The sequence below is a fragment of the Imperialibacter sp. genome (assembly GCF_040222815.1).
Lineage (GTDB): Bacteria > Bacteroidota > Bacteroidia > Cytophagales > Cyclobacteriaceae > Imperialibacter.
The window spans coordinates 17,090-39,893 of record NZ_JAVKCH010000018.1 but is presented as its reverse complement, the minus strand read 5'-3'; the positions used below and the strand labels follow the sequence as shown (position 1 = coordinate 39,893).

Genomic DNA, 22,804 nt, shown 5'->3' with positions numbered 1-22,804 from the left:
TGTGATTTCTTTCTGCTGCGAAAGCACCAATAGCTTAAACTAGCTATTACAAATCCCCGCTACAAGCACTTCCTGTGCTTAAAGAAGCAGTTATTTAAGCTCAATCAAGCGATTGACAGCCCAATCTCCCCGGCCTACATTTGCTATTATTTAAAATGATTCTAAATAAATGAAGCATATCAATCTATTTGGCATTTCTGCTGTGTGCCTGCTCGTATTCAGCCAATGCGGCCCCTCAAATACAACATCGAAGAGTACAACAAACTCAACTCCCGAAAAAGCATCACTAAAAATAGTGAGTATTGGAGGCACTTTGTCAGAGGTCGTTTGTGCGCTGGGAAGTTATGATCAGATTATTGCAGTTGACAAAACAAGCACCCGGCCTAAAAGCCTGCAAGACCTTCCTTCGGTAGGCTATCGCACTGGCATCAAAGCCGAAGGCGTGCTGTCGCTGGATGCTGACATTGTATTAGCTGAGGAAGACCATATCAATGCCGAGGTTGTTACCCAGTTGCAAGCGACAGCCTTGCCAGTTCATACGTTCAAACATGAGCTTAACGTCGCCTCCACTAAAAAGGTCATTACTGACATAGGCAAAATCATTAACAAAGAGCAGGAGGCAGAGCAACTGGTTGTCACGCTGGAGCAAGACCTCAATCTATTGGATTCGATGATTGGCAAAACCAGCACGAAACCGAGGGTGCTATTCGTGTATGCACGTGGGCTTGGCTCATTGAGTATCTGCGGCAAAAACACATTTGCCGAGGAGCTCATCAAAATGGCCGGTGCGCAGTTTGCTGTTGACGAAATATTCGACTACAAACCACTAACGCCAGAGGCCCTGGTAGTAGCCAACCCTGACTACATCTTGTTTTTTGACAGTGGGCTTGAAAGCCTGGGCGGCGTGGAAGGAGCACTTCAAATACAAGGCATGATGCAAACCACGGCAGGAGAAAAAAAACAGATCCTTGCCATGGACGGGCTTTGGCTTTCAGGCTTTGGGTCGGGGGTGGGCAAAGCAGCTATTCAGCTGGCGACTAGCATTCATCCAGAGCTGGCAGCACACAACGTGGCCCAAAGCAATTAACCTATGCAAGTGGCTACCCTACCGGCAATGAAAGCTAAAAGCAACCTCACTACCAATACTGCGATATTAGGCAGTCTGGTGGCCTTGCTTGTGTGCACTATGTTCATTTCGCTTCGTGTAGGTGCCCTGGGCATCAGTGTTGGCCAAATCGTTAATATTCTCCTTCACAACCTGGGGATTGACGTGGCAGAAGTCAGTTCAAGAGACTCAGCAGTATTGCTGTCGATCCGTCTTCCAAGACTGGTGCTTGGCGTGGCAGTTGGTGGTGCACTGGGTATTTCAGGTGCTGCATTGCAAGGGTTATTCAGAAATCCGCTTGTGGAGCCCGGCATCATCGGCATTTCCAATGGCGCCGCTTTGATGGCTGTCGTTGTCTTGGTTTTCGGCCCTGGCATCGCTTTGTTTTTAAGTCCGAACCTTACAACATGGCTACTGCCAATAGCAGCCTTTTCAGGTAGCCTTGCTGCCACCTACATCGCCTACCAGTTCAGCAAAGGTGCATATCAAACCGACGTCACCATCCTCATCCTTGCAGGTGTAGCCATTACGGCGCTTTGCGCAGCCCTCATGGGCATTGTCATCTTCCATTCTAACGAAACGGCGTTGCGCTCCTTCACTTTCTGGAGCATGGGCGATTTAAGTGGTGCCTCATGGGATAAGATTGGCTTCGCCATCTGGCTTATCGTGCTGCCTGCTGTGGCCCTTATCGGGCAAAGCCAGGCACTCAACGCTATGGCGCTGGGGGAATCGGAAGCCCGGCATTTGGGAGTGGAAGTAGAGAAAATCAAACACAGGATCATTTTACTCAGCGCTCTGGCAGTGGGTGCATCGGTGGCCATGGCCGGAGCCATCGGGTTCATTGGGTTGGTTGTTCCACACATTCTGCGCATGGCGTTTGGCCCGGATCATAAGCTGATACTTCCAGCTTCAGCTATAGGCGGTGCCATTTTGCTCACAGTAGCTGATATGATTGCCAGAACAATTGTTGCTCCTACAGAGCTCCCTATCGGGATTATCACAGCACTAATGGGAACGCCATTTTTCATCTGGATGCTCGCCTCAGCCAGAAAAAAAAGAATTCAGATTTAATCGGTCACTCATGTATCAGGGAAAAAATATAAGTTATTCGGTAGGCCCTAAGAAAATACTCGACCAGGTGTCGGTTGCCGTTTTCCCGGGCAAGTTTACGGCCATTGTAGGCCCCAATGGTGCCGGCAAGTCAACACTTTTGAAAGCGCTATGCCGGGACATACTCCCTGACGACGGAGAAATCAGCATCAACGGTCAGGCAATGCCTGCCTACACTTCAAAGGAGCTGGCATTGACAAGGGCAGTGCTGCCGCAAAAAACACACCTGAGCCTGGCCTTTACCGCTGAAGAGGTGGTGATGCTCGGAAGAACTCCTCATAACACTACCAACAGCCAAAACAAAGAGATTGCAAAGGAAGTGATGAGGGAGGCAGATGTTTATCACCTCAAGCACAGAGTCTACCAAACACTATCGGGTGGCGAGCAGCAAAGAGTGAACCTGGCCAGGGTACTTGCTCAATTGCACGACCAGCAGGAGCATCCGACTTACCTGCTGTTAGATGAACCGACCTCAAGCCTCGACATAGCGCAACAGCATGGCTTGCTCGACATAGTTCGGCAAAGGTGTGTGGAACGTGGATATGGAGTGGCCGCTGTGATACATGACCTCAACCTTGCCGCTCAGTATGCCGACTATTTTCTGTTTATGAAAAACGGGAAAGAAGTGGGGCAGGGCCCTAGTCAACTTATGCTCAGAAAGGAAATGATCGAGCATACATTTTCCTACCCTGTTGAGCTGATTTACGGTGAGAATAGCGACATACCTATGATATACACAAAGGGTTCCGTCCCTTTTGAAACTACATCCCTTTTGAACGAAACTATAAATAGCAGATAATGGAAAACTTAACGATTGATAAAACTGATGTTCAGGCTCTAAAAAAAGCCTGGGAGGAGATTCAAGCCGCACAACCAAATGTAAGAATCAGAAATGCTGCCCAGGAGCTGGGAGTAAGTGAAGCAGAACTTTTGGCAACGGAAGTAGGCCCGACCTGCGTAAGACTGGACGCCACCCCGGAACGAAGCTGGCCCGATTTTTTGAAGCGGCTACCAGAGCTTGGCTACGTGATGTCCTTAACCAGAAACGATGCATGTGTGCTGGAGCACAAGGGTAAATTCCAGAAAGTGGAAACTTTTGGCCAGGGTGAAAGAGCTATGGGAACGGTGATTGGCCCTATCGAAACCCGTGTTTTCTTTAGCGCCTGGCATGTTGGGTTTGCCCACCAAATGACCAAAGGCGACAGAACCCTCACCAGCTTGCAGATTTTCGATAAGGCCGGAGAGGCGATCACAAAAATTTACCTACAAGAAAAAAGCAACAACGACGCCTTTCTGAAAATTGTTGAAGACTACCGGTCCGACAACCAGGAGCCAGGACAAACCGTGGAGCCATACAGCCAACTCACCTTTGGAGACTCCATCGACAAACCCGCCTTTCTTCAAGAATGGAGTGAATTAAAAGATACCCACGACTTCTTTGGCATGCTGAAAAGGCACAACGTGCATCGCTACAAGGCGCTTGAGATTGCCAATGGCACTTTCAGTTACCCCATAAGCACCGACAACCTGCAGCAGGTGCTCGAAACTGCCGCAAGCACCAAACTTCCCATCATGATTTTTGCTGGCAACCGGGGCAACCTGCAAATACAGCAAGGAAAAGTAAAAACGATCCGCCTTCTCGAAGCTCAGGAAAAATGGCTCAATGTCCTTGACCCGGAATTCAACATGCACCTGAAGCTGGAGGCCAGCCAAACTGCCTGGGTAGTGCGCAAACCCACGCCAGAAGGCAATGTCACCAGCATAGAAGTGTTTGACGCCGGGAAAAATATGATTGCCCAGTTTTTTGGCCTTAGAAAACCAGGCATTCCTGAATTGGAGGCATGGAAACAATTGGTCGACTCACTACCAAAGCTATAGAGATGCGAATAGTTTTTCTCTTCACCTGTCTTTTGGTTCTTCATTCTGGCCTCGTAGCGCAGGATAGCCTGAAAAGCTATGTAATGGACGACATCGTTATCACAGGCCAGTTTGAACCTCAATCGGCCAGTAGATCGGTGTATCAGGTAAGAACTATTGCTATGGAAAGAATCCAGTCACAAGGAGCTAATCGTTTGCAGGACGTGCTGCAGACGGAACTAAATGTGAGGTTTTCTCAGGACATGGCTCTTGGTGAGTCGAGTATGACGCTACAAGGACTTGGCGGCCAGAATATCAAAGTCTTGATAGACGGCATGCCTTTGATTACAAGGGAGGGCACCTCCAATTCGGGTGCCCTTAATCAGGTAGATGTCAACAACATTGAGAAGATAGAGATCGTGGAAGGGCCTATGTCGGTAGTGTATGGTGCTGATGCGCTGGCAGGAGTGATCAATATTATTACCAAAAAGCCAGAGAACGGCAAGCTCTCACTGGACGCCCGGATACAGGAAGAGTCTGCCGGGTCGGAATACGGGCTTGACAAGGGTGTTCACAACCAAAGCGTTGGTGCGGGTTACACCTTGGGGAAAGTGTATACCCAGGCAAGGCTGAGCCACAACCAGTTTTATGGCTGGCAGGGAAATGCGACGGGTCGGGACAAACAGTGGCACCCAAAAAACCAATGGCTAACCAGCGGTCTAGTCGGCTTCAGAAATGATAAATCAAACATTTTCTACAAGCTCGACTATTTGGACGAGTCTATTCAAAATCCGGGCGTTTTCAACGGTGGCGAGGCGCTTGATCAGGAGTATATCACCAAAAGGTTCAACCACCAGTTGCAAGGGCAAACCAGGTTATTTGACAAATTGAGCTATAATGGTGCTGTTTCTCTTATCAATTTTAGCAGGCGCACGCTCACAACCACAGTGAACCAGGAGACTGGCGATGTAAGACTGGCTATTGGAACAGGTTTGCAAGACTTATCTTCGTACGACGGTGTTAGCCTGAGAGGAACGTTTCAGTACCAGCTTTCACCTCAATGGTCGTTTCAGCCAGGCTACGATATTAACCTGGAACAGGGAGAAGGTGGCCGCATCAGTGCCGACGCTCCCTGGTTGAACGACTACGCCTTCTTCTTTTCCACTGAATACACCCCAACTGACAGAATAAGCATCAGACCTGGATTTAGGGTGATCAAAAACTCAGTGTATCAGGCGCCACCCGCAGTTCCTTCCATCAACACTAAGTTTCAGTTAACCGACAACCTGGTACTAAGGGCTGCCTACGCTAGAGGCTTCAGGGCACCATCATTGAGAGAACTGTACTTCAACTTCTACGACGCCAGCCATTCCATCGAAGGAAACCCCGACCTGGAGGCCGAACTATCTAACAGTGTGAATGGTGGACTTAGCTGGAAGGTGATAAGCACAGCCAAATCGAGGATCGACATGACACTGAATAGCTTCTATAACGCAGTCGATAACATGATTAGCTACGGACAGAAACCCAGCAACAGTCTGATAACTACCTACATCAATATTGATAGATTTAAAACGAAGGGACTTATGTGGAACACCGCCTATACGGACAAGTCTCTTGAAGTAAAAGTGGGGGTTTCCTATACCGGGCGATACAACCAACTAATAGAAGACGACAGCGAGCTTCCCGAATTCACATGGACGCCTGAAGCAAACCTGGTAACCACCTATCAACTGGAGCCTGCCGGGCTGACCTTCAATCTGTTCTATAAGTATACTGGCTCGTTGCCTAACTATGAAGTTGGCACTAACGACGCTGGTAACGAAACTATTCAGTTAGCCAAAATTGATGGATACCACATGATGGACATCACCGCCAGAAAGGAATTGTTCGGCTACCTGAATGCCACACTTGGAGTGAGAAACCTCCTCAACGTGACGAATGTAAACAACACATCCACCGACACAAGCGGAACCCACAGCACGGGCGGAGCGAGGCCAATTGGCTACGGAAGATCTTACTTTTTGGGGCTGAATTTTAACCTGAACAAGTAAACAAGAGTAAAAAATTTAGAAATCTATTTATAATAAGTCTAATTAAAATTAATAATGAAACGAACAATTACTCAATGGATAAGGGCCAAATATTTTGCCTTGTCAATATGCTCAGTAGCCATTTTAACAGCTTGTGGCGACGATGAACCGGCGCTTCCCGACAATACCATCAACTTTCAATCGCCTCAGCAAAGTATCGCCGAACAAGAAGCTGATCTGGAAGTTGTGATCGCATTTTCCAGGGCATTGGATGTGGCGTCAGCTATAGTCAGCGTTGAATTAACAGGCGAAAACATAGATTATGGATCAGAATACACCACAAGTCCTGCGGCGACCAGCAATGTAATTACGCTGACAGCCGCTGAGGGAGACGAGCAAACCTCCTTCACTGTGTCAAAAGCAGACGGAGTACTATTTGACGGCGACGAGGTGATCACCTTCACTCTGACTTCATCCGGTGATGGGCTCATCCCTGGAAACACGACCACCCTGGAACTTCGCTTTGCCGAAATACTAGCTGAGCAGGGCCAACTGGTGATTGACGGTGGAGGTGCTACCTATCCCAACAAGGTGTTCATTGACTTGAGTGCCAACCGCCAAACAGCAGTGAACCGCAACGGATGGGATCTTGGGTTTTACTCAGGATCCGATTTCAAAGTAATTCTTAACTCGTCGGTTACCATGTTTGCCCAGGCACTGGAAAAGACTGATCTGGCTGAAGTAACTGCTGCGGACACAGTTGGGTTCGCAGCAGCCATGAGCATCAATGCCTTTTCTACCGATGCTTTTGGCTGGATCGATGACCCCAGCGGTGACCTGAGCAAAACGGCCATAGCAGAAATTTCAGCAACGGCTGACGAAAACGTTGTGTACATCATCAACCGGGGTGAAGCACCGGCAGCTGCTGCGGGTGCTGCAGGCGAATCAAGAGGATGGAAGAAAATCAAAATAAACCAAACAGCAGACGGCTACCAACTTCAGTATGCCGACATAGATGCTACTACTTTTTCCGAATTGGAAATTGATAAAGTGGAAGCCCAGCAATTCGTTTACGCACACTTTGAGGATGGCGTTGTGGATGTAGAACCAGCCAAAGACAAGTGGGACATTGCCTGGACCGGCTTCATGAATTCCACCAATTTTGGAAGTGGCCTTATCCCTTACTATTTCCAGGACATAGTATTGCAGAATACAGCCGGAGTGGAAACAGCCATGGTGCTGACAGCAACTAAAAGCTACGAGAGCTTTGGCAGTAGCGACATCGCCAGCCTGGAATTCAGCGAAAGTCAGGCGGCGATTGGTTCAACCTGGAGAGTGACCGGCGGGCCGGGTGGAAGTCAACCGGCTGTACATGAAGACAGGTTTTACATCATTAAAGACGCAAGTGGCAACTACTACAAACTGAAATTTACTGCACTGATGCAGGGAGGCGAGCGTGGGAAACCACAGATTGCCTACGAATTGCTTGACTGAGGCATCCGGGCTGCTAAGAGTTTACTGAATAACAAGTAGTTTAAATAGGATGTAGTAGATAGGCAAGGCCGTCCCTGAAAGGGATGGCTTTCCTTTTTCTACTCTTTCTACATCTGTAGCAATATCTTCCAGGCTATCTCCACATATCCCTCATGCAGGTATTGCTGGGCGAGAAGATGCGTTAGCTTCCCTAAGGCAACATCTTTGCACCGGAGGTAAACACCTCTTTCGTAATTCCAATATTTGCCAGTAATCTAATTTACTGGCGTTTTTTTGATTTCCAATATTCGCCAGAATTTTGTATTTTTGGTAAAAATTGGATTTTAAATGCCAAAGATCATAGAGAACAGATTGATTGAAGAATTTAAGGAACGGGAGTATTTCACCCGAGAGGATCTCTTTGAATTCTATCGATACTTTGAACCAGATCTTAAAGAAGGAACGTTCGGATGGAGAATCTATGACCTTAAAGACAAAAACATCATTAGACCACTAAAGAGAGGTCTCTATGTTATTTCATACAAACCCAAGTACCAGCCGGAATTATCTCCTGAGCTTATTAAGTTCGCAAAACAGACCACAGACAAATTTGAGGAAGCCAAGCACTGCATTTGGGAAACGGAATGGCTCAATGAATTTTCACAACACCAGGCAAGTAAACGAATCATACTCATTGAGATCGAAAAGGATTTCATTGAATCATTATACTATGAGCTGAAAGACTCATCAAGAAATGAGCTTTATCTAAATCCAGATGATAAAGCTATTGATTTTTACATCGCAGAAAGTAATTATCCAGTAGTCATAAAGAAGTTGATAACACGCTCCCCTATTGCTAAAAGAACGGAAAATAAAGTTAAATTTTATACACCATTACTTGAGAAAATATTGGTGGACTTGTTCGCAGAGGAAAAGCTATTTTACTATTTGCAAGGTTCAGAGTTGATGCGCATTTATGAAAACGCAATAAGCAAATACGCAATCAATTTCACTAAGCTCTTTAGTTATGCAAAACGAAGAGAAAGGGAACAGGAAATAAAACAGTTCATGACGAACCACATGTACAACTTAGTAAAAGGCATTATCGAATGATTAAGGAACATTGCTTTACAGATGAGTGGCTAGAGGGCTTTAAGAAACAAAAAGACCACAGACGAATTGACAAAATCATTTTGGAAAAGATGATTTATGCTTTGCATTTGCTAGAACGTTTGAAAAGTAATGGACTTAATTTCGTTTTCAAGGGTGGTACCAGTTTGGTGCTTTTATTGGAAGAGGGTAACCGATTCTCCATTGATATCGACATTATCAGCAAAACTGACCGAAAGGAACTGGAGCGCATTTTGCAAAAGGTTGTTGATTCTTCCAATTTCACTAATGTTGAACTGGACGAACATCGCAGCTACAAGCCCGGAGTACCCAAAGCACATTACAAGTTTAAATTTGATTCTGGCAGGCAAGGTTCCGGTACTATTCTGTTAGATGTTCTCATCGAGGATTCAATCTATCCGGAAGTGATCGAAAAACCTGTAATTACCAACTGGATTGAAACTGATATGGAGGCCATGGTCACCATGCCAACCATTGATTCAATCACAGGAGATAAATTGACAGCATTTGCCCCAAATACGATCGGAATCCCTTATTTCAAGGGTACAGACAAACAGCCGTTCTCCATGGAAATATGTAAGCAGTTGTTCGATTTGAGTAAACTCTTCGAGAATATACAAAGTATGGAAATAGTGGCTGCCAGTTTTCAGAAATTTGCCGAGCATGAAATCGCTTATCGGGAAAAAGGAAATCCTGAAACTAAACTCACCCCGGAAATTGTTTTGCGAGACACAATTGATACCTGCATGATCCTCGCAAAGAGAGATCGTGGCAATGATGATGAAAAAGCAAAATTCAAAGAATTGCAAAAAGGGATCATCGCTTTTGGTACCGGCTTTTTAATGGCTGGTACCTTTAGAATCGATGATGCGGTACCTGCATCTGCTCGAATTGCTTACTTGACAGCAAAAATCATTGTGAATGATCTTTCACCGATCACCTATTATAAAGGTCAAGACATTAAAGACTTAATCATAGAGGATCAAGATTGGAACTTCTTGATGCGACTGAAAAAACAACCAGATAAATCGGCATTCTATTATTGGTACCAGGCGGTACAACTTTTAACAGCCGAAAAAGCACTATAATCAGTCAATCGAACCAGCAGGGGAAAAACTATCAACCAAGCGTTTCCACTAAAAGTCTGAGAAGTTCTGATGGGTCACCAAAAGGCTCCCTATATCTGCAATAAAATCTTCCACGCTATCTCCACATATCCCTCATGCAGGTATTGCTGGGCGAGCTGATGCAGGGCCTCCTCGAAACCAGTAGGGTCATTTTCGTATTCCTCAACTAGCAGTTGTACTTTCTCGTGCTTATGGTACTCCCTTACCTCTGCATCGCTGGGTAGGTGCTCCACGTTACCCAGCATACCAAGGTCGTTGCCTGTTAGCACACTGCTGAGTCTGATACGCTCTGGCAGCTTATCCACGCCCATTCCCTTTTTCTCTAAAGGCTTCGGTACTTCAAACAAAGCCTCGCCGTGGGCTCTGCAATACCAGTTGCCTCCCATGCGGGCGACTATATCCGCCTTTTCTGTATCCACCCTCCCCTGCTCGTCCAATATCTCTTTTTTGAAATGCATGAGCAATACCTTGCAAATCACCAGGTTGCCGGCACCACCCTGATCGCCCAGGGGGATGATCTGCTTGACCTTGCATTCAAACGCAGCCGGTGACTCCCCTACCCTGGGCGGTTTCACTTTTCCTGAAGGAACTTCCGTAAACCCAGCCTTGATAAACTCATTGACGCCTTTCTCATATTCCGTACTGGATAGCGACATTTGCTGCACCATGGCGTAGTTGACTATATTGATCACCACCTCCCCATGTTCGTGCACATTGTCTAGTGTGTGCTTGGTAGAATTGTCACGTACCCTTCTGGAAGGAGAAAAAATAAGAATGGGGGGATTGGAGCTGAACATGTTGAAAAAGCTGAAAGGGCTGAGATTGACCTTTCCATCTTTATCAACTGTGCTGGCAAAAGCGATAGGCCTCGGAGCCACCACACCCTGCATGAGCCCATGCAAAGCTGGCACGCTTATATCCTTCGGGTCAATGGTCATCAGCTGATCCATGCTATTTGATTTTTTTATAAACAGCTTCGGCTATCAGGTTTGCCCCGGCCGCATCTGGGTGCACACCATCAGGGAACATTTCAGGATGGCCTGACAATGCCTTGTAAAGGTCGATGGTCTTCAGCTTCGCCTCTTTCGCTGTTTGCTCCACTCTGGGAATCACCCCTCCTTTTACCACTTCCTCGGTAATGTTAAAAGCGTCTTTGTAAACTGGCACCGGCAGGCAAATGTAGATTTTTGGCTTGCTGGGCAAAGAGGCAAATGACTGAATAAACTCGAGGTATTCGTCGATAAAATCGCCTTTGTATTTCCAGTTTTGCGGCTTGCTGTCGTTGGTCCCTAGCTTGATCACTACGATGTCGGGCTGCCAGGCCAACACCTCTTTGTACTTCGGTTCGTTCCAATAAGGAAAGTCGCCCTGTTTTAAAAGCGTCCGGCCGCTGATGCCGTAATTCCTGACCTCATAGCCATTGCCCAGCAGCTGCCCCAGTACCTGCGGGTATCGTTTGTCTTCCTCGTCAATGCCATGACCTTCGGTGATACTGTCACCAACACAAGCCACTTTGATTGGTTGGGCCTTAACCATAAAAAAACCTGCAAGCATAAATGTAAGGAGAATGGATTTCATAGGATGGAGCGTTTAAGAAGCTGGTAAAATTTCAGCCTTTACTTCACCAAAACCAATTCTTATCCCATCTTTTTCTGCATATCCCCTCATCGTCACCGTATCGCCATCCTGCAAAAAACTCCGGGTGGTGCCATCGGGCATAGGTATTGGTTTGGTGCCTTTCCAGGCCAGCTCCAGCATCGAGCCATAACTATCTGGCGTAGGGCCGCTGATGGTGCCGGAGGCGTACATGTCCCCCACATTGATATTGCACCCGTTGACGGTGTGGTGGGCCAACTGCTGACGGATGTTCCAATACATGTATTTAAAGTTGGATTGGCACACCACTTTCTCGGCACCCCCTTTTGGCTGAATCCCCACTTCGAGGTTAATATCAAAGTTGTTGAGACCTTCGGCTTTCAGGTAAGGCAAAACTTCCGGCTCCTGCTTTGGGCCCGCCACTCTGAATGGCTCTAGTGCATCGAGGGTCACCACCCAGGGCGACACAGACGACGCAAAATTTTTGGCAAGAAACGGCCCCAGCGGCACATACTCCCAGGCTTGCATGTCCCTGGCCGACCAGTCGTTGAAAAGCACAAAACCGAAAATATAGTCGTCAGCTTCTGACGCACGAATGCTGTCGCCCAGCTTATTTTCCTTGCAGGTGACAAACGCCATTTCCAGCTCGAAGTCGAGGCGGCCGCTGGGGCCAAACACCGGCTGGTCTTTATCGCCATCCTTTCGTTGCCCTTTCGGCCGACGAATGGGCTCACCGCTCACAATAATTGAGGAAGCCCGTCCATGATAGCCCACTGGCAAGTGTTTCCAATTGGGCAGCAAAGCATTTTCAGGATCCCGAAACATGGTGCCCACATTGGTAGCGTGCTCTTTGCTGGAATAGAAATCAGTGTAGTCCCGCACCAGCACGGGCATGAGCAGTTTTGCCTCTTTCATAGGTACCAGCAAGTCGGGAAGCAGATCTTCCTCATATCTGAGGTCTTCATTTTCATCATTGAGCAGCTCAGCTATTCTGTTTCGCAGGGCACGTGTCTTCTCCTTTCCGTAGGCCATTAGGTCGTTCAGGTAAGGCTGTGCAAACACCGATTCTGGAATATGAAGTGCATCCAAAAAGCCTTCATGGGCCAGCATTTTGAGGTCAAGCACGTAGTCGCCGATGGCCACGCCCACTCTGGGCTGGGTGTTTGCCGTTTGAAAAATGCCGAAGGGAAGGTTTTGAATGGGGAAGTCAGACCCCGGCCTGACTTCTACCCATGATTTTAATGATGGATCGTTTGCTGTTATAATCATCTTTGGGTCTTGTTCTTTCAACTACAGCAAAGTTAAAAGAATGATCAAGGAATCTTAATCAGTAAAGCCCTTGAGCAACCAATATCGCTTCGAGAATTCCGTTGGGCAATTCGAACCCAGCGAAGAAAATACCAACACCAAACACTTTGTTCTTATCATTGATAACACTCAGAGCCAAAGGAAGTCCGCAAACCGACACCATGCTGTAGAAAAACGAGAAGAGCAGCAGAAGAATAAGTGTCAGGTAGGAGTTTTCCACAAAGTAGATAGCGAAAATGATAGCGAAAATCGCCACTACGCTTACAAGCAATGATATGTAAAGTGGCCTTTTTTCAACAATTCGGCTGATCGGCAGCGAGAAAACAGCAGACAGAAAGAGGACGACCGAGATGATCACACTGCTGTTTATATCGAAGACGTGACCAATTTTTGGCTCCAACCAACCAGGAAACAAATTGAACAGAATGGTGGTAGAAATACCAAAAGCAAGGCCCACAATGAATGCGTATGTGTAATCTGATTTCTTTTTATCCTCTTTCTTCACATCTGTTACAATGCCATCAAGCGTTTTTCCCATGTTCTTTTTCATTAGCAAACCTGAACCTGCGGTGATAACACCACCAACAACGAAGGTTAGGGGAGCACCCAGAAAATCAACCAGATCAACGATTACTGGTTCAAGGGCATACAGTGCGCCATACACAATAGTGATAATGGCCATCGCCCGTGGCAATTTATTTGCAGGAGCAAACAGGTCAATGGTTGAAATGGCGGGACTTGTGAAAATACTCATGGAAGCCAGCCAAAACACTATAAGAATAGGTAGTATCCACTTGAAAGTTTCTCCCGGATCCATGATAAGCGTAAACGCTACAGACATAAACACCATGGCAGCGGCGCTGATGCCCGCACTGATGATCGGGAGTCTGTTGCCTTTTGATTTTCTGAACCTGTCGCCCAAAAGTCCGGCAATAGGCGGTGTCACCACCATGATGATACCCTGGGCTATAAAAAGAAAGAGCGTTAGGTCTGTGAAGTTATACTTATGAAGGAGTATGGGCTGGTAGTTGTAATAGGCAATCCATCCTATGATAACCGAAGCATAAAGCGCCACAAGGCTCCATAATTGCTTCCATTGAATTTCTCCCGAGTTTGACGGTGCAGTTGCTGTTAATTCCATTTTGTTTTTAAAGATTACTTTTTCTAAGGTTACTCATGTTTCTGGAACATTTCGAAGCTACTTACGTGACGAAACCTCCAATTGGATTTCTTGTTCAAAAGATTTTTTACAGAATAGTCAAAGCACACCGTTAACTCGTTATTCTGTTACTTCTTACCCCTGGAAATTTTATTCGTTCATGAGTCGGCTCGCTTCTATTAAAAAAATATCAACCTAAGTTAACCTATTAATTGCCAGGTCTCAAATATTAGAGTCTAGCGCCACTTGCCAGCCTTTGTCAGCGCTTTTTTTCCACACCAACACATATTTCCCGTTGTAGCTGCCCGAACACTGGCCAATCTCAAAAGCCAAGTCCGGGTTGACCATTTCAATCACGATAGGAGTCAAACTCAATTGATAGCTGGAGTTACCCATGTACCAGTACTCTTTTGCTATAGCTTCCGTACCGACTATCATCGGTTTATGGTTGTAGTACATCGCATCTGCGGTGTACAACTCAGCAACCAGCTTCAGTGGATCATGTTCATTACATAGCCGTATCCATTTGGCTCTGGGCGCATCAAGCACTTCAGCAGTTACGTTGCCTTGGTTTACAGACCGTCCAATTACCTCAAGCTCTCGCAATGGCCCACCGTTTTTCTGATTCCAGATAATCAACTGCGTATAGCTTTCATCACCTGCCTTAAAAGTGACAATCTCATAACCAATATGTACATTGGCATCAGTAGCCCCGATTGATTGCAGCGACTCCACCTTCTTCCATCCTTTGTTTCTATAAAAATCAGAAAGCCCATTTACATCTATGGCCCTTAGTCCATTTTTATCAGCGTCTATAACGACGGCCTTAGTCGTGTATAGTTTCTCGGTATAAACCATCGACGAAGTCACAGCCTGTATCCAGGCCGCTTGTTCAGCGTCATGACTTGTCATTTGTGCATCTGCGGAAATGTGCCCAACCACAAAGGCGATTGCCAGGATGTTCCTCTTTAATTTTGCCATCGTAAGCTAAAAATAAGGTGTATCGATCTTCCTAATTTCCATAAACTTCTAAAGTTTAACAAAGCAAGGGCAGTCTCGCCCTCATTCAAGCAGATTTTCATTACTTTTGCCCCTCGAATTTCAACTCAAGAAGATACAGACACTTTATGGCACTGGCTACCAAATACGACCCAACTCAGGTAGAGGACAAATGGTACAAGCACTGGATGGAGCAAGGCTTTTTTAAAGCCACACCCAATCCAGACAAAAAACCTTACACCATCGTCATTCCTCCGCCGAATGTCACAGGCGTATTGCACATGGGCCATATGCTCAACAATACGATTCAGGACATCCTCATCCGCAAGGCAAGAATGCAGGGCTTTGAAGCTTGCTGGGTGCCTGGCACCGACCATGCGTCTATTGCTACGGAAGCCAAGGTAGTGGCCATGCTGCGTGAGAAGGGCATCAAGAAATCGGAGATCGGCCGGGATGAGTTTATGAAGTATGCCTGGGAGTGGAAAGAAAAATATGGCGGCATCATCCTGGAGCAGCTTAAAAAGCTGGGTGCCAGCTGCGACTGGGATCGTACGTCGTTTACCATGGATCCCGACTACTATAAAGCGGTAATCCGGGTATTCGTTGACCTTTACAACAAAGGCTATATCTACCGTGGCCTGCGCATGATCAACTGGGACTGTGAGGCCAAAACAGCCCTTTCCAACGAAGAAGTGATCTACAAGGAGGACGGCGAGAAGTCGCTGCTTTACTCTGTAAAATATGCCATCAAAGGCAGCCCAAATGAGTTTGTGGTCATTGCTACGCAGCGACCAGAAACCATCATGGGTGACACGGCTATTGCTGTTAACCCAACAGATGAACGTTACAAACACCTAATTGGCAAGTTTGCTTTGGTGCCATTCATCAACCGTGAAATTCCGATCATTGCCGACGACTACGTTGACAAGGAATTCGGTACAGGCTGCCTGAAAGTAACACCAGCCCACGACCCAAATGACTACGAAATTGGTCAGCGTCACAACCTGCAGGTAATTGATACTATTGATCTGGACGGCACATTGAACGAAAAGTGTGAAGTGCCTGCTTATGTGGGCAGAGATCGATTTATCGTTAGAAAAATGGTGGTGAAAGACCTTGATGCTGCCGGGATACTTGTTGGCTCAGAAGAGTTTGTTACACGCATTGGTCGTTCCGAAAGAACAAACACTGTAGTAGAGCCCAAGCTTTCGCTACAGTGGTTCATCAAAATGAAAGACATTTCCGCCCGTGCCTACAAGGCCGTGATGGACGATGAGGTGAAATTGCACCCAAACAAGTTCAAGAACACCTACGCCTACTGGATGGAAAACGTGCGTGACTGGTGTATCAGTCGGCAGCTATGGTGGGGGCACAGGATTCCTGCTTACTACTATGGAGAAGGCGAAAACGACTTTGTGGTGGCTGAAACGGAAAAAGAAGCTTTGGAAATGGCCAGAAAGGCCAGTGGCAATGCTGAACTGAAGGCTGAAGATCTGAGCCAAGACTCCGATGTGCTGGACACCTGGGCATCGAGCTGGCTGTGGCCAACGGAGACCTTTGGCGGCTTTGCCGACGAAAGCTTCGACAAAGCAACCGGCAAAATCGACCTGACTAAAGCGAAAGACCTTGGCTACTTCTACCCCACCGACACGCTGGTAACTGCTCCGGAAATACTTTTCTTCTGGGTAGCCAGAATGATCATTGCTGGCTATGAGTACACAGGGCAGCGGCCGTTCAAAGACGTGTACCTCACCGGCATTGTGCGGGATAAATTGCGCCGCAAGATGTCGAAGTCGCTGGGCAACTCGCCCGACCCACTCGACCTCATTCGTGACTTTGGTGCCGATGGAGTGCGTACTGGCATGCTTTTCAGTTCGCCGGCTGGTAACGACCTGCTGTTTGACGAGAAGCTGGTAGAGCAGGGCCGTAACTTCTCCAATAAGATTTGGAATGCTTACCGACTGGTAAGCGGGTGGGAAATAGATGACAACCTTTCGGGCAAAGACAACGAAATGGCCATTCGCTGGTTCGAGAGTCGTTTCAACCAGGCCCTTGCCGAACTGGAAGACCATTTCGAGAAGTTCCGCATGAGCGATGCACTGATGACGGTATACAAGCTCATTTGGGATGACTACTGTAGCTGGTACCTGGAAATGATCAAGCCGGCCTATCAGGCACCGATTGACAGAGCCACTTATGATGCCACCATCAGGCTGTTTGAAGACCTGATGAAAGTGTTGCATCCGTTCATGCCTTTCCTTACCGAAGAGCTATGGCATGCGATGAAAGAAAGAAGCGACAAAGACTGCATCATCGTTGCTGAATGGCCCGAGAAGAAGCCATTCGATGCGGAGCTTTTGGAACAGGCTAGCTGGGCTTTTGAGGCAGTTGGCCAGTGCCGTAACACGAGAAACGCTAAAGGCCTTTCTCCAAAAGAAGCGCTTGATCTGCTGATTAATACAGAAAAGAAAGGATTGTATGAATCCTTTATGCCCATCATGCAGAAGCTGGGCAACCTAAGCTCGGTAACCTTCACCTCCGACAAAGTTGACAACGCCACTCAGTTTGTGATCAAAGGTGATGAGTTCTATATCCCTATGAGCGAGAAGATTGACGTGGAGGCCGAACGCAAGAAAATGGAAGAAGAGTTGGCGTACACCAAAGGCTTCCTGGCTTCTGTAATGAAGAAGCTAAGCAACGAACGCTTTGTGGCCGGTGCACCTGAGCAGGTAGTGGCCATGGAAAAGCAGAAGATGGCAGATGCCGAAGGGAAGATCAAGAGTTTGGAGGAGGCGTTGAAGGGATTGTAAATTTGAGATGGCTAATTGAGATGAGGCTTCGAGGCTTTAGATGATAATGGAAACCGGGTGGAGACGCCCGGTTTTTTTTCTGATGAGGGGGCCAGAAGTGCTGCAAAAGTCTCTCTTTTGCTCGAACGAATTATTGCAATCTACTTTCAACAAAGAATCTTGTTTCCACTCTTGAAACCAATACTCCAACTTTTCTGTATCTTTAACTATGAACTGGCAAGATCGAATAGTTTCTGATAAGAATATCTTACTTGGTAAACCCACCATCAAAGGTACCCGCATTTCTGTGGAGTTCGTTCTTGATCGGCTGGCAAACGGGTGGACTGAGCACATGCTATTGGAAAACTATCCGCACTTAACTAAAGAAGATTTACAGGCTGTGTTCGGCTACTTGAATGATTGCGTGAAAGATGGATTACTGGTAGAAATCAGATCCTAGGCCTATAGTGAAATTCTTAGCCAATGAAAATTTCCCGGGCCCAAGCGTAAAACTCCTTCGCTCGAAGGGCATTGACATCGAATGGATCGCCAAGTCCTCTCCAGGAATCGACGACCATAGCGTAATGACATTGGCGATAGTAGAGCAAAGAACTATTCTTACTCACGATAGCGACTACGGCGAGCTAATTTTTAAGCATGGTTATAAGCCAAAAGACGGCGTAGTCTATTTTAGGCTAGGTGAATTCATGCCAGAGGACCCCGCCAAAACATTGCTTAAGTTAATTGAGGCGAATCACGATTTTGAAAACCGTCTCACTGTGATAGATGCTAGTTTAATACGAGAGAGAATATATTAATAGTCACCAAGAAAACTGCAATAATCTTGTCATGAAGGCCCATTTGATTGGAATTTTTTTCTGCGTTAGTTACACCGTTCTTGCACAATCCTCAGATGTGCCAAAACGGGAAACGGTGGACTACAGAAGTTACCTGACCTACTACAAAGAAATAGGGAAAATTGACCAACACGTGCCTGGTTTGTACTACCCTGATGATGAGTTTAAAAAGGGTGTGATCCTCATTGGTGACGACCTTGTCTCTGACACATTGATGATGAGGTACCATAAGCTCAATGATGCTATTGAAATAAAGAATAAGGATGAAGTGTTTGATATCCGTCCCACCAGTGGAGCGAGTGAAGTGCATATTGGAAAGTTGGTATTCGTTTCGGAAGCATTTGAGTTCCAGGGAGTGACTCGATTTGGTTTTTTTGAATTGCTTACATCGGGTCGGAGCGAACTCCTCTCAAAAGAAATCTACAAATCAGACCCTGGCATCATGCAGGATGCAGCAAGCTCAAATCAGAAGACACCAATTTATGTCCCTGTTGGACGCAGCTATCTGAGTGCAGCTGAAAACACTCCGGCGGGGTTCAAATTTCTTGCAGAGGATTTTGAACAGCGCTTTTACTTTACAACTGAAAATGCTGGCATGAGTGAAATCAGAAAACTTAAGAAGTTTATCAATCTGCTCCCGGGTCATCATGAGGAGCTTCTTCGCTACTCAAAAAAATATAAGCTCAAAAAGAACCGGGAGGGGCTGGTCTCCCTCGTTAGCTATTACGATTCGCTGAATAAATACTAGACAGCTCTTGCTTACCAAGCGTCAGTTGTAACCAACTAGTATCTCATCAAAAAAGCCCCTATGTAAACTTTTTTCCTACCTTTCACCTTTTATTAATTCACAAATTGAAGTTAACGAATGAAAATCGGCAAAGAAAAAGTGGTTTCCATCCACTATACCCTGAAAGACAACGAAGGAACCACGCTTGACTCAAGCGTTGGCGACCAGCCCTTACTATACATTCATGGCATTGGCAACCTTATACCAGGTATGGAAGAAGGCCTGGACGGAAAAACGAAGGGCGACAAAGTAGAAATTAAAGTGAGCCCTGAGAAAGGCTATGGCGTTCGTGACGAGCGAATGATTCAGAAGATGCCACGCTCAGCTTTCGGCGACCAAAAAGTGGAAGTGGGCATGCAGTTCAATGCAGGCACAAAAAACGGGCAGCAGGTGGTGACCGTTACCAAAGTAGAAATGGACGGCATTACCATTGACGGTAACCACGCCCTGGCAGGTGTTGATCTCAACTTTTCGGTAGAGGTGCTCGACGTGCGTGATGCGAGCAAAGACGAACTTGCCCACGGCCATGTGCATGGCCCCGGTGGACATCATCATTAACGAACAATAATCTAATATTAAGCAACGTCACCTCGGTAATACCGAAGGGAGCCGAAGTGGATGAGGTCTTCCTGTAGGAGCGCAGAGTCAGGTTGAGGAGACCTCTCCCTCCTGCGTCGGATCGAGGTGACGTTATCGAAATTGCATTTGTCTCGATGGCAACCTTCCTCCATTTAAAATCCTTATTTTTGCGCTCTCTTAACCCAATACCATGAGCGTAGCCTCTGAACTCGAAGCAAGAAGTGAATCAAAGTGTGAGCTTTGCCAAGCCACAGAAAGCCTCTCCGTCTTTCTCTTATCACCTGGCGAGAACGAAACGATCGACAACAGCATCCTGGTTTGTGGTAAATGTCAGGCCCAACTCAGCGAAACTGAGCCAGCCGACCCCAACCACTGGCGCTGCCTTAACGACACCGTCTGGAGCGAAGTATCAGCCGTAAAGGTACAAGCCTATCGAATCCTTCATGGTTTAAGAGCCGAAGGTTGGCCCCAGAACCTGCTCGATATGATGTACATGGCAGAATCGGAGCTGAAATGGGCCCAGGCTACTCTGATGCAAGACGGAGAAGTGGCCGTCGTCCATAAAGACAGCAACGGAGTGACCCTGGCCAATGGCGATACAGTGGTGCTTGTAAAAGACCTGGATGTAAAAGGAGGCGGCTTTACAGCCAAGCGTGGCACAGCAGTGCGCAACATTTCGCTGGTTGCCGACAATGCAGAGCAAATTGAAGGCAAAGTGAATGGCCAGCAGTTGGTGCTGCTTACAAAGTTCTTGAAGAAGTCTTAGCTGTTGCTAGCCATGTGGATCTGCCCCCTATGTAACCATAGCTTCTCCCGGGAAAATCAATATCACTCCTGCAACGACCGTACGCTGGAGAGTTTTCTGGAAAGGCGAAAGCCAGACATAGTGGAGCTGTTTTACTACTTCATTGATCAGTATAAGCAAATTGGCGACTTCGAGGTGCATCCCGCCAAAACCCAGATTGGTTTGGGAGCCAAAATCAGGTTTGGCTACATACCAAGGGTAGGTAAAGAGTTCATTGATGTGGCCCTCACCCTGCCCAGAAAATATGCAGACAACCTGTGCTTCCATCGCATTGGCGAGGTGCCGGGAATCGAGATTTATCAGCACTACTTGCGGCTGATGCACAAAGATGACATCAATGATGAAGTAAAAAAGTATATGAAACTAGCGCTGGACTATGGTAATAAGGAGTTTAACGATTGGTAACCAATCAACACCCTGATTTATCGCAGCCATTTTCAAACCTTCTCAGAATCACTACGTAAAAGCTTTCATCTCAATTTTTTATCATGATCGGGCAAATTCAAATATCACCTCCTGACAGGTGAACATCACCAGCCGTCTCTTCCGAAGATGGTAGAGTCATTCTCTTTTTTTACCTTCGAAAACTCATGTTGAAAGTTTTATATTTCCTGGCTGTTACTGCCATCCCATTGTTCGCTTCGGCACAAAAACCGGGGAATCCCTACCCCGATGACGCCAAGAACCCAAGCCTGACCGGCGGACATATCGATTCTGCTGTAACGTCCTTCAAGCAAGGCAAGTGGCAGCAGGTAGTCGCCATGTTCGATTCCATTGTCTCCAACAACTACTTTACTAACAACCAGCTCTACTATGCAGTGAGCAAAAGCCTGGAAAGTCTTTCCCGGGAAACGCCAGAACCCACAAAAAAGGATTCGCTGATGCAAGCCTCAAAAAAGGTGTATGAGGCTAGTTTGGACGAATGGGGCGAGCAGGTCATGGAGGGCGGCGTGGACTTGAAGGTCTATTCAATCGCTGACAAAAATCCGGAGCCAGTAGGTGGCATGAAAAACTACACTACCTACCTGGAGCAAAACATGAACTACCCGCCCGATGCACTTCAACAGAAGAAAGAGGGGAAAGTATTCCTGCAGTTTGTGGTCAACAAAGACGGGAGCGTTGATGGGATCAAGGTGCAACGTGGATTGTGCAAGACCTGCAACGAGGAGGCAATCAGGCTTATCAAAGAGGGCCCTAAATGGACTCCTGGCAAGCAAAACGGACAACCAGTGTTTGTGAGAATGGTGTTGCCAGTTTCCTTCAACATCAGAGACTACTACCGGGCACTAAAGGTAAAGAACACCAATTAGAATTAAGCCGCCTGTGAGTTCTCTCTTTCAGAAGCATTAAGTAGATTTATCTATTCAATCTAACTAAGCTGATCGCTATGCCAGGGATATCCAAATCCACTTTTCAATTCCTTAAAGAACTCAAAGAGAACAATAACCGGGAGTGGTTCACAGAAAATAAGAAAAGGTATGAAGCCGCAAAAGCCGAATTCGAAGCTTTCATCGATGCCCTTATTGCAAAAATCGTTGAGTTTGACCCCGCCATCGGCCACCACAAAGCCAAAGACTGTGTCTTCCGCATTTATCGGGATGTGCGCTTTTCGAAGGACAAATCACCGTACAAAACCCATTTTGGTGCACATGTGACCGCTGCGGCTAAAAGGTCTGAAATCCATACCAGGGCTGGTTACTACATCCATCTGGAGCCGGGTGGCTCAATGCTTGCTGGCGGTGCCTATCTCCCTGAGAAGGACTGGCTAAAAAGCATCAGGCAGGAAATAGATTATAACGGAGCTGAGCTGCATAAAATACTCGACAGCAAAGACTTCAAAGCTACTTTTGGTCAGATAGAAGGCGAAAGCCTGAAAACAACCCCCAAAGGCTATGATGCGGATCACCCTGAAATAGCACTTCTGAAACAAAAGAGCTTTCTGGCCAGCCATAAACCTAGCGATAGCCAGGTTATTGCGGGCGACTTTTTAGATCATGCTGCGAAAGTCTTCAGAGTATTGCAGCCCTTTGATGAGTTCCTTAACAAAAGTAAGGAATAGATAATATGGCGGATGGAGGTTAAATTTACT

22 protein-coding genes are annotated in these 22,804 nt (G+C 46.7%); 17 read left to right on the top strand and 5 right to left on the bottom strand.

Annotated features, from left to right (window positions below):
- The first annotated feature begins 169 nt into the window (after positions 1–169).
- The 8 genes from RIF36_RS07190 (at position 170) to RIF36_RS07155 (ending at position 9,797) form a co-directional block, all read left to right on the top strand.
- The gene (locus tag RIF36_RS07190; protein WP_350121652.1) at positions 170–1,087 is read left to right on the top strand and encodes a heme/hemin ABC transporter substrate-binding protein; all 918 of its coding nucleotides are present in this window, start codon (positions 170–172) and stop codon (positions 1,085–1,087) included.
- 27 nt (positions 1,088–1,114) lie between these two features.
- Positions 1,115–2,176, top strand: coding sequence for a FecCD family ABC transporter permease (locus RIF36_RS07185; protein WP_350121654.1), 1,062 nt, complete (start codon positions 1,115–1,117; stop codon positions 2,174–2,176).
- A 10-nt stretch (positions 2,177–2,186) separates the two neighbouring features.
- Positions 2,187–3,014: a heme ABC transporter ATP-binding protein gene (locus RIF36_RS07180; RefSeq protein ID WP_350121656.1), complete on the top strand. Its 828-nt coding sequence runs from the start codon at positions 2,187–2,189 to the stop codon at positions 3,012–3,014.
- A complete protein-coding gene (locus tag RIF36_RS07175; protein ID WP_350121658.1) occupies positions 3,014–4,093 on the top strand; it encodes a hemin-degrading factor in 1,080 nt (359 codons plus the stop codon). The genes RIF36_RS07180 and RIF36_RS07175 overlap by 1 nt, the downstream gene beginning before the upstream one ends.
- 2 nt (positions 4,094–4,095) lie before the next feature.
- Positions 4,096–6,126, top strand: coding sequence for a TonB-dependent receptor plug domain-containing protein (locus RIF36_RS07170; protein ID WP_350121660.1), 2,031 nt, complete (start codon positions 4,096–4,098; stop codon positions 6,124–6,126).
- A 54-nt stretch (positions 6,127–6,180) separates the two neighbouring features.
- Positions 6,181–7,599, top strand: coding sequence for an HmuY family protein (locus RIF36_RS07165; RefSeq protein ID WP_350121662.1), 1,419 nt, complete (start codon positions 6,181–6,183; stop codon positions 7,597–7,599).
- 327 nt (positions 7,600–7,926) lie between these two features.
- A complete protein-coding gene (locus RIF36_RS07160; protein ID WP_350121664.1) occupies positions 7,927–8,691 on the top strand; it encodes a DUF6577 family protein in 765 nt (254 codons plus the stop codon).
- On the top strand, positions 8,688–9,797 hold the full coding sequence (locus RIF36_RS07155) for a nucleotidyl transferase AbiEii/AbiGii toxin family protein (RefSeq protein WP_350121666.1): 1,110 nt from the start codon (positions 8,688–8,690) through the stop codon (positions 9,795–9,797). Before RIF36_RS07160 ends, RIF36_RS07155 begins: the two co-directional genes overlap by 4 nt.
- Before the next feature lie 89 nt (positions 9,798–9,886).
- Here RIF36_RS07155 and RIF36_RS07150 read toward each other — a convergent pair whose 3' ends face one another.
- The 5 genes from RIF36_RS07150 to RIF36_RS07130 all read right to left on the bottom strand — a co-directional run bounded on the left by RIF36_RS07150 (position 9,887) and on the right by RIF36_RS07130 (position 14,880).
- Entirely contained in the window at positions 9,887–10,786 is a 900-nt protein-coding gene (locus RIF36_RS07150; RefSeq protein ID WP_350121668.1) for a flavin reductase family protein, read from the bottom strand.
- Between the two features lies 1 nt (position 10,787).
- Positions 10,788–11,414: a GDSL-type esterase/lipase family protein gene (locus RIF36_RS07145; protein WP_350121670.1), complete on the bottom strand. Its 627-nt coding sequence runs from the start codon at positions 11,412–11,414 to the stop codon at positions 10,788–10,790.
- A 12-nt stretch (positions 11,415–11,426) separates the two neighbouring features.
- Positions 11,427–12,701 carry a fumarylacetoacetase gene (fahA, locus tag RIF36_RS07140; RefSeq protein WP_350121672.1) on the bottom strand — a complete coding sequence of 425 codons (1,275 nt, stop codon included), beginning with the start codon at positions 12,699–12,701 and terminating at the stop codon, positions 11,427–11,429.
- A gap of 58 nt (positions 12,702–12,759) precedes the next feature.
- Positions 12,760–13,881 (bottom strand): MFS transporter, encoded by a 1,122-nt coding sequence (locus tag RIF36_RS07135; protein WP_350121674.1) that lies wholly within the window; start codon positions 13,879–13,881, stop codon positions 12,760–12,762.
- A gap of 240 nt (positions 13,882–14,121) precedes the next feature.
- Entirely contained in the window at positions 14,122–14,880 is a 759-nt protein-coding gene (locus tag RIF36_RS07130) for a YybH family protein (RefSeq protein ID WP_350121675.1), read from the bottom strand.
- A 146-nt stretch (positions 14,881–15,026) separates the two neighbouring features.
- On the opposite strand from RIF36_RS07130, the gene RIF36_RS07125 reads away from it, so the two are divergent.
- The 9 genes from RIF36_RS07125 (at position 15,027) to RIF36_RS07085 (ending at position 22,774) form a co-directional block, all read left to right on the top strand.
- Positions 15,027–17,708, top strand: a complete 2,682-nt coding sequence (locus tag RIF36_RS07125; RefSeq protein ID WP_350121677.1) for a valine--tRNA ligase — start codon at positions 15,027–15,029, stop codon at positions 17,706–17,708.
- A gap of 208 nt (positions 17,709–17,916) precedes the next feature.
- Positions 17,917–18,147 (top strand): DUF433 domain-containing protein, encoded by a 231-nt coding sequence (locus RIF36_RS07120; protein WP_350121679.1) that lies wholly within the window; start codon positions 17,917–17,919, stop codon positions 18,145–18,147.
- A gap of 7 nt (positions 18,148–18,154) precedes the next feature.
- Entirely contained in the window at positions 18,155–18,505 is a 351-nt protein-coding gene (locus RIF36_RS07115; protein WP_350121681.1) for a DUF5615 family PIN-like protein, read from the top strand.
- A 115-nt stretch (positions 18,506–18,620) separates the two neighbouring features.
- Positions 18,621–19,292, top strand: a complete 672-nt coding sequence (locus tag RIF36_RS07110) for a hypothetical protein (protein WP_350121683.1) — start codon at positions 18,621–18,623, stop codon at positions 19,290–19,292.
- 117 nt (positions 19,293–19,409) lie between these two features.
- Entirely contained in the window at positions 19,410–19,889 is a 480-nt protein-coding gene (locus tag RIF36_RS07105; protein WP_350121685.1) for an FKBP-type peptidyl-prolyl cis-trans isomerase, read from the top strand.
- 211 nt (positions 19,890–20,100) lie between these two features.
- Positions 20,101–20,676 carry a PhnA domain-containing protein gene (locus RIF36_RS07100; RefSeq protein ID WP_350121687.1) on the top strand — a complete coding sequence of 192 codons (576 nt, stop codon included), beginning with the start codon at positions 20,101–20,103 and terminating at the stop codon, positions 20,674–20,676.
- Positions 20,677–20,688: 12 nt separating this feature from the next.
- Positions 20,689–21,120 carry a DUF5655 domain-containing protein gene (locus RIF36_RS07095; protein WP_350097096.1) on the top strand — a complete coding sequence of 144 codons (432 nt, stop codon included), beginning with the start codon at positions 20,689–20,691 and terminating at the stop codon, positions 21,118–21,120.
- 185 nt (positions 21,121–21,305) lie between these two features.
- The gene (locus tag RIF36_RS07090; protein ID WP_350121689.1) at positions 21,306–22,025 is read left to right on the top strand and encodes an energy transducer TonB; all 720 of its coding nucleotides are present in this window, start codon (positions 21,306–21,308) and stop codon (positions 22,023–22,025) included.
- Positions 22,026–22,102: 77 nt separating this feature from the next.
- Complete coding sequence (locus RIF36_RS07085; protein ID WP_350121691.1) at positions 22,103–22,774, top strand: DUF2461 domain-containing protein; 672 nt, start codon at positions 22,103–22,105, stop codon at positions 22,772–22,774.
- The last annotated feature ends 30 nt before the right edge of the window (positions 22,775–22,804 follow it).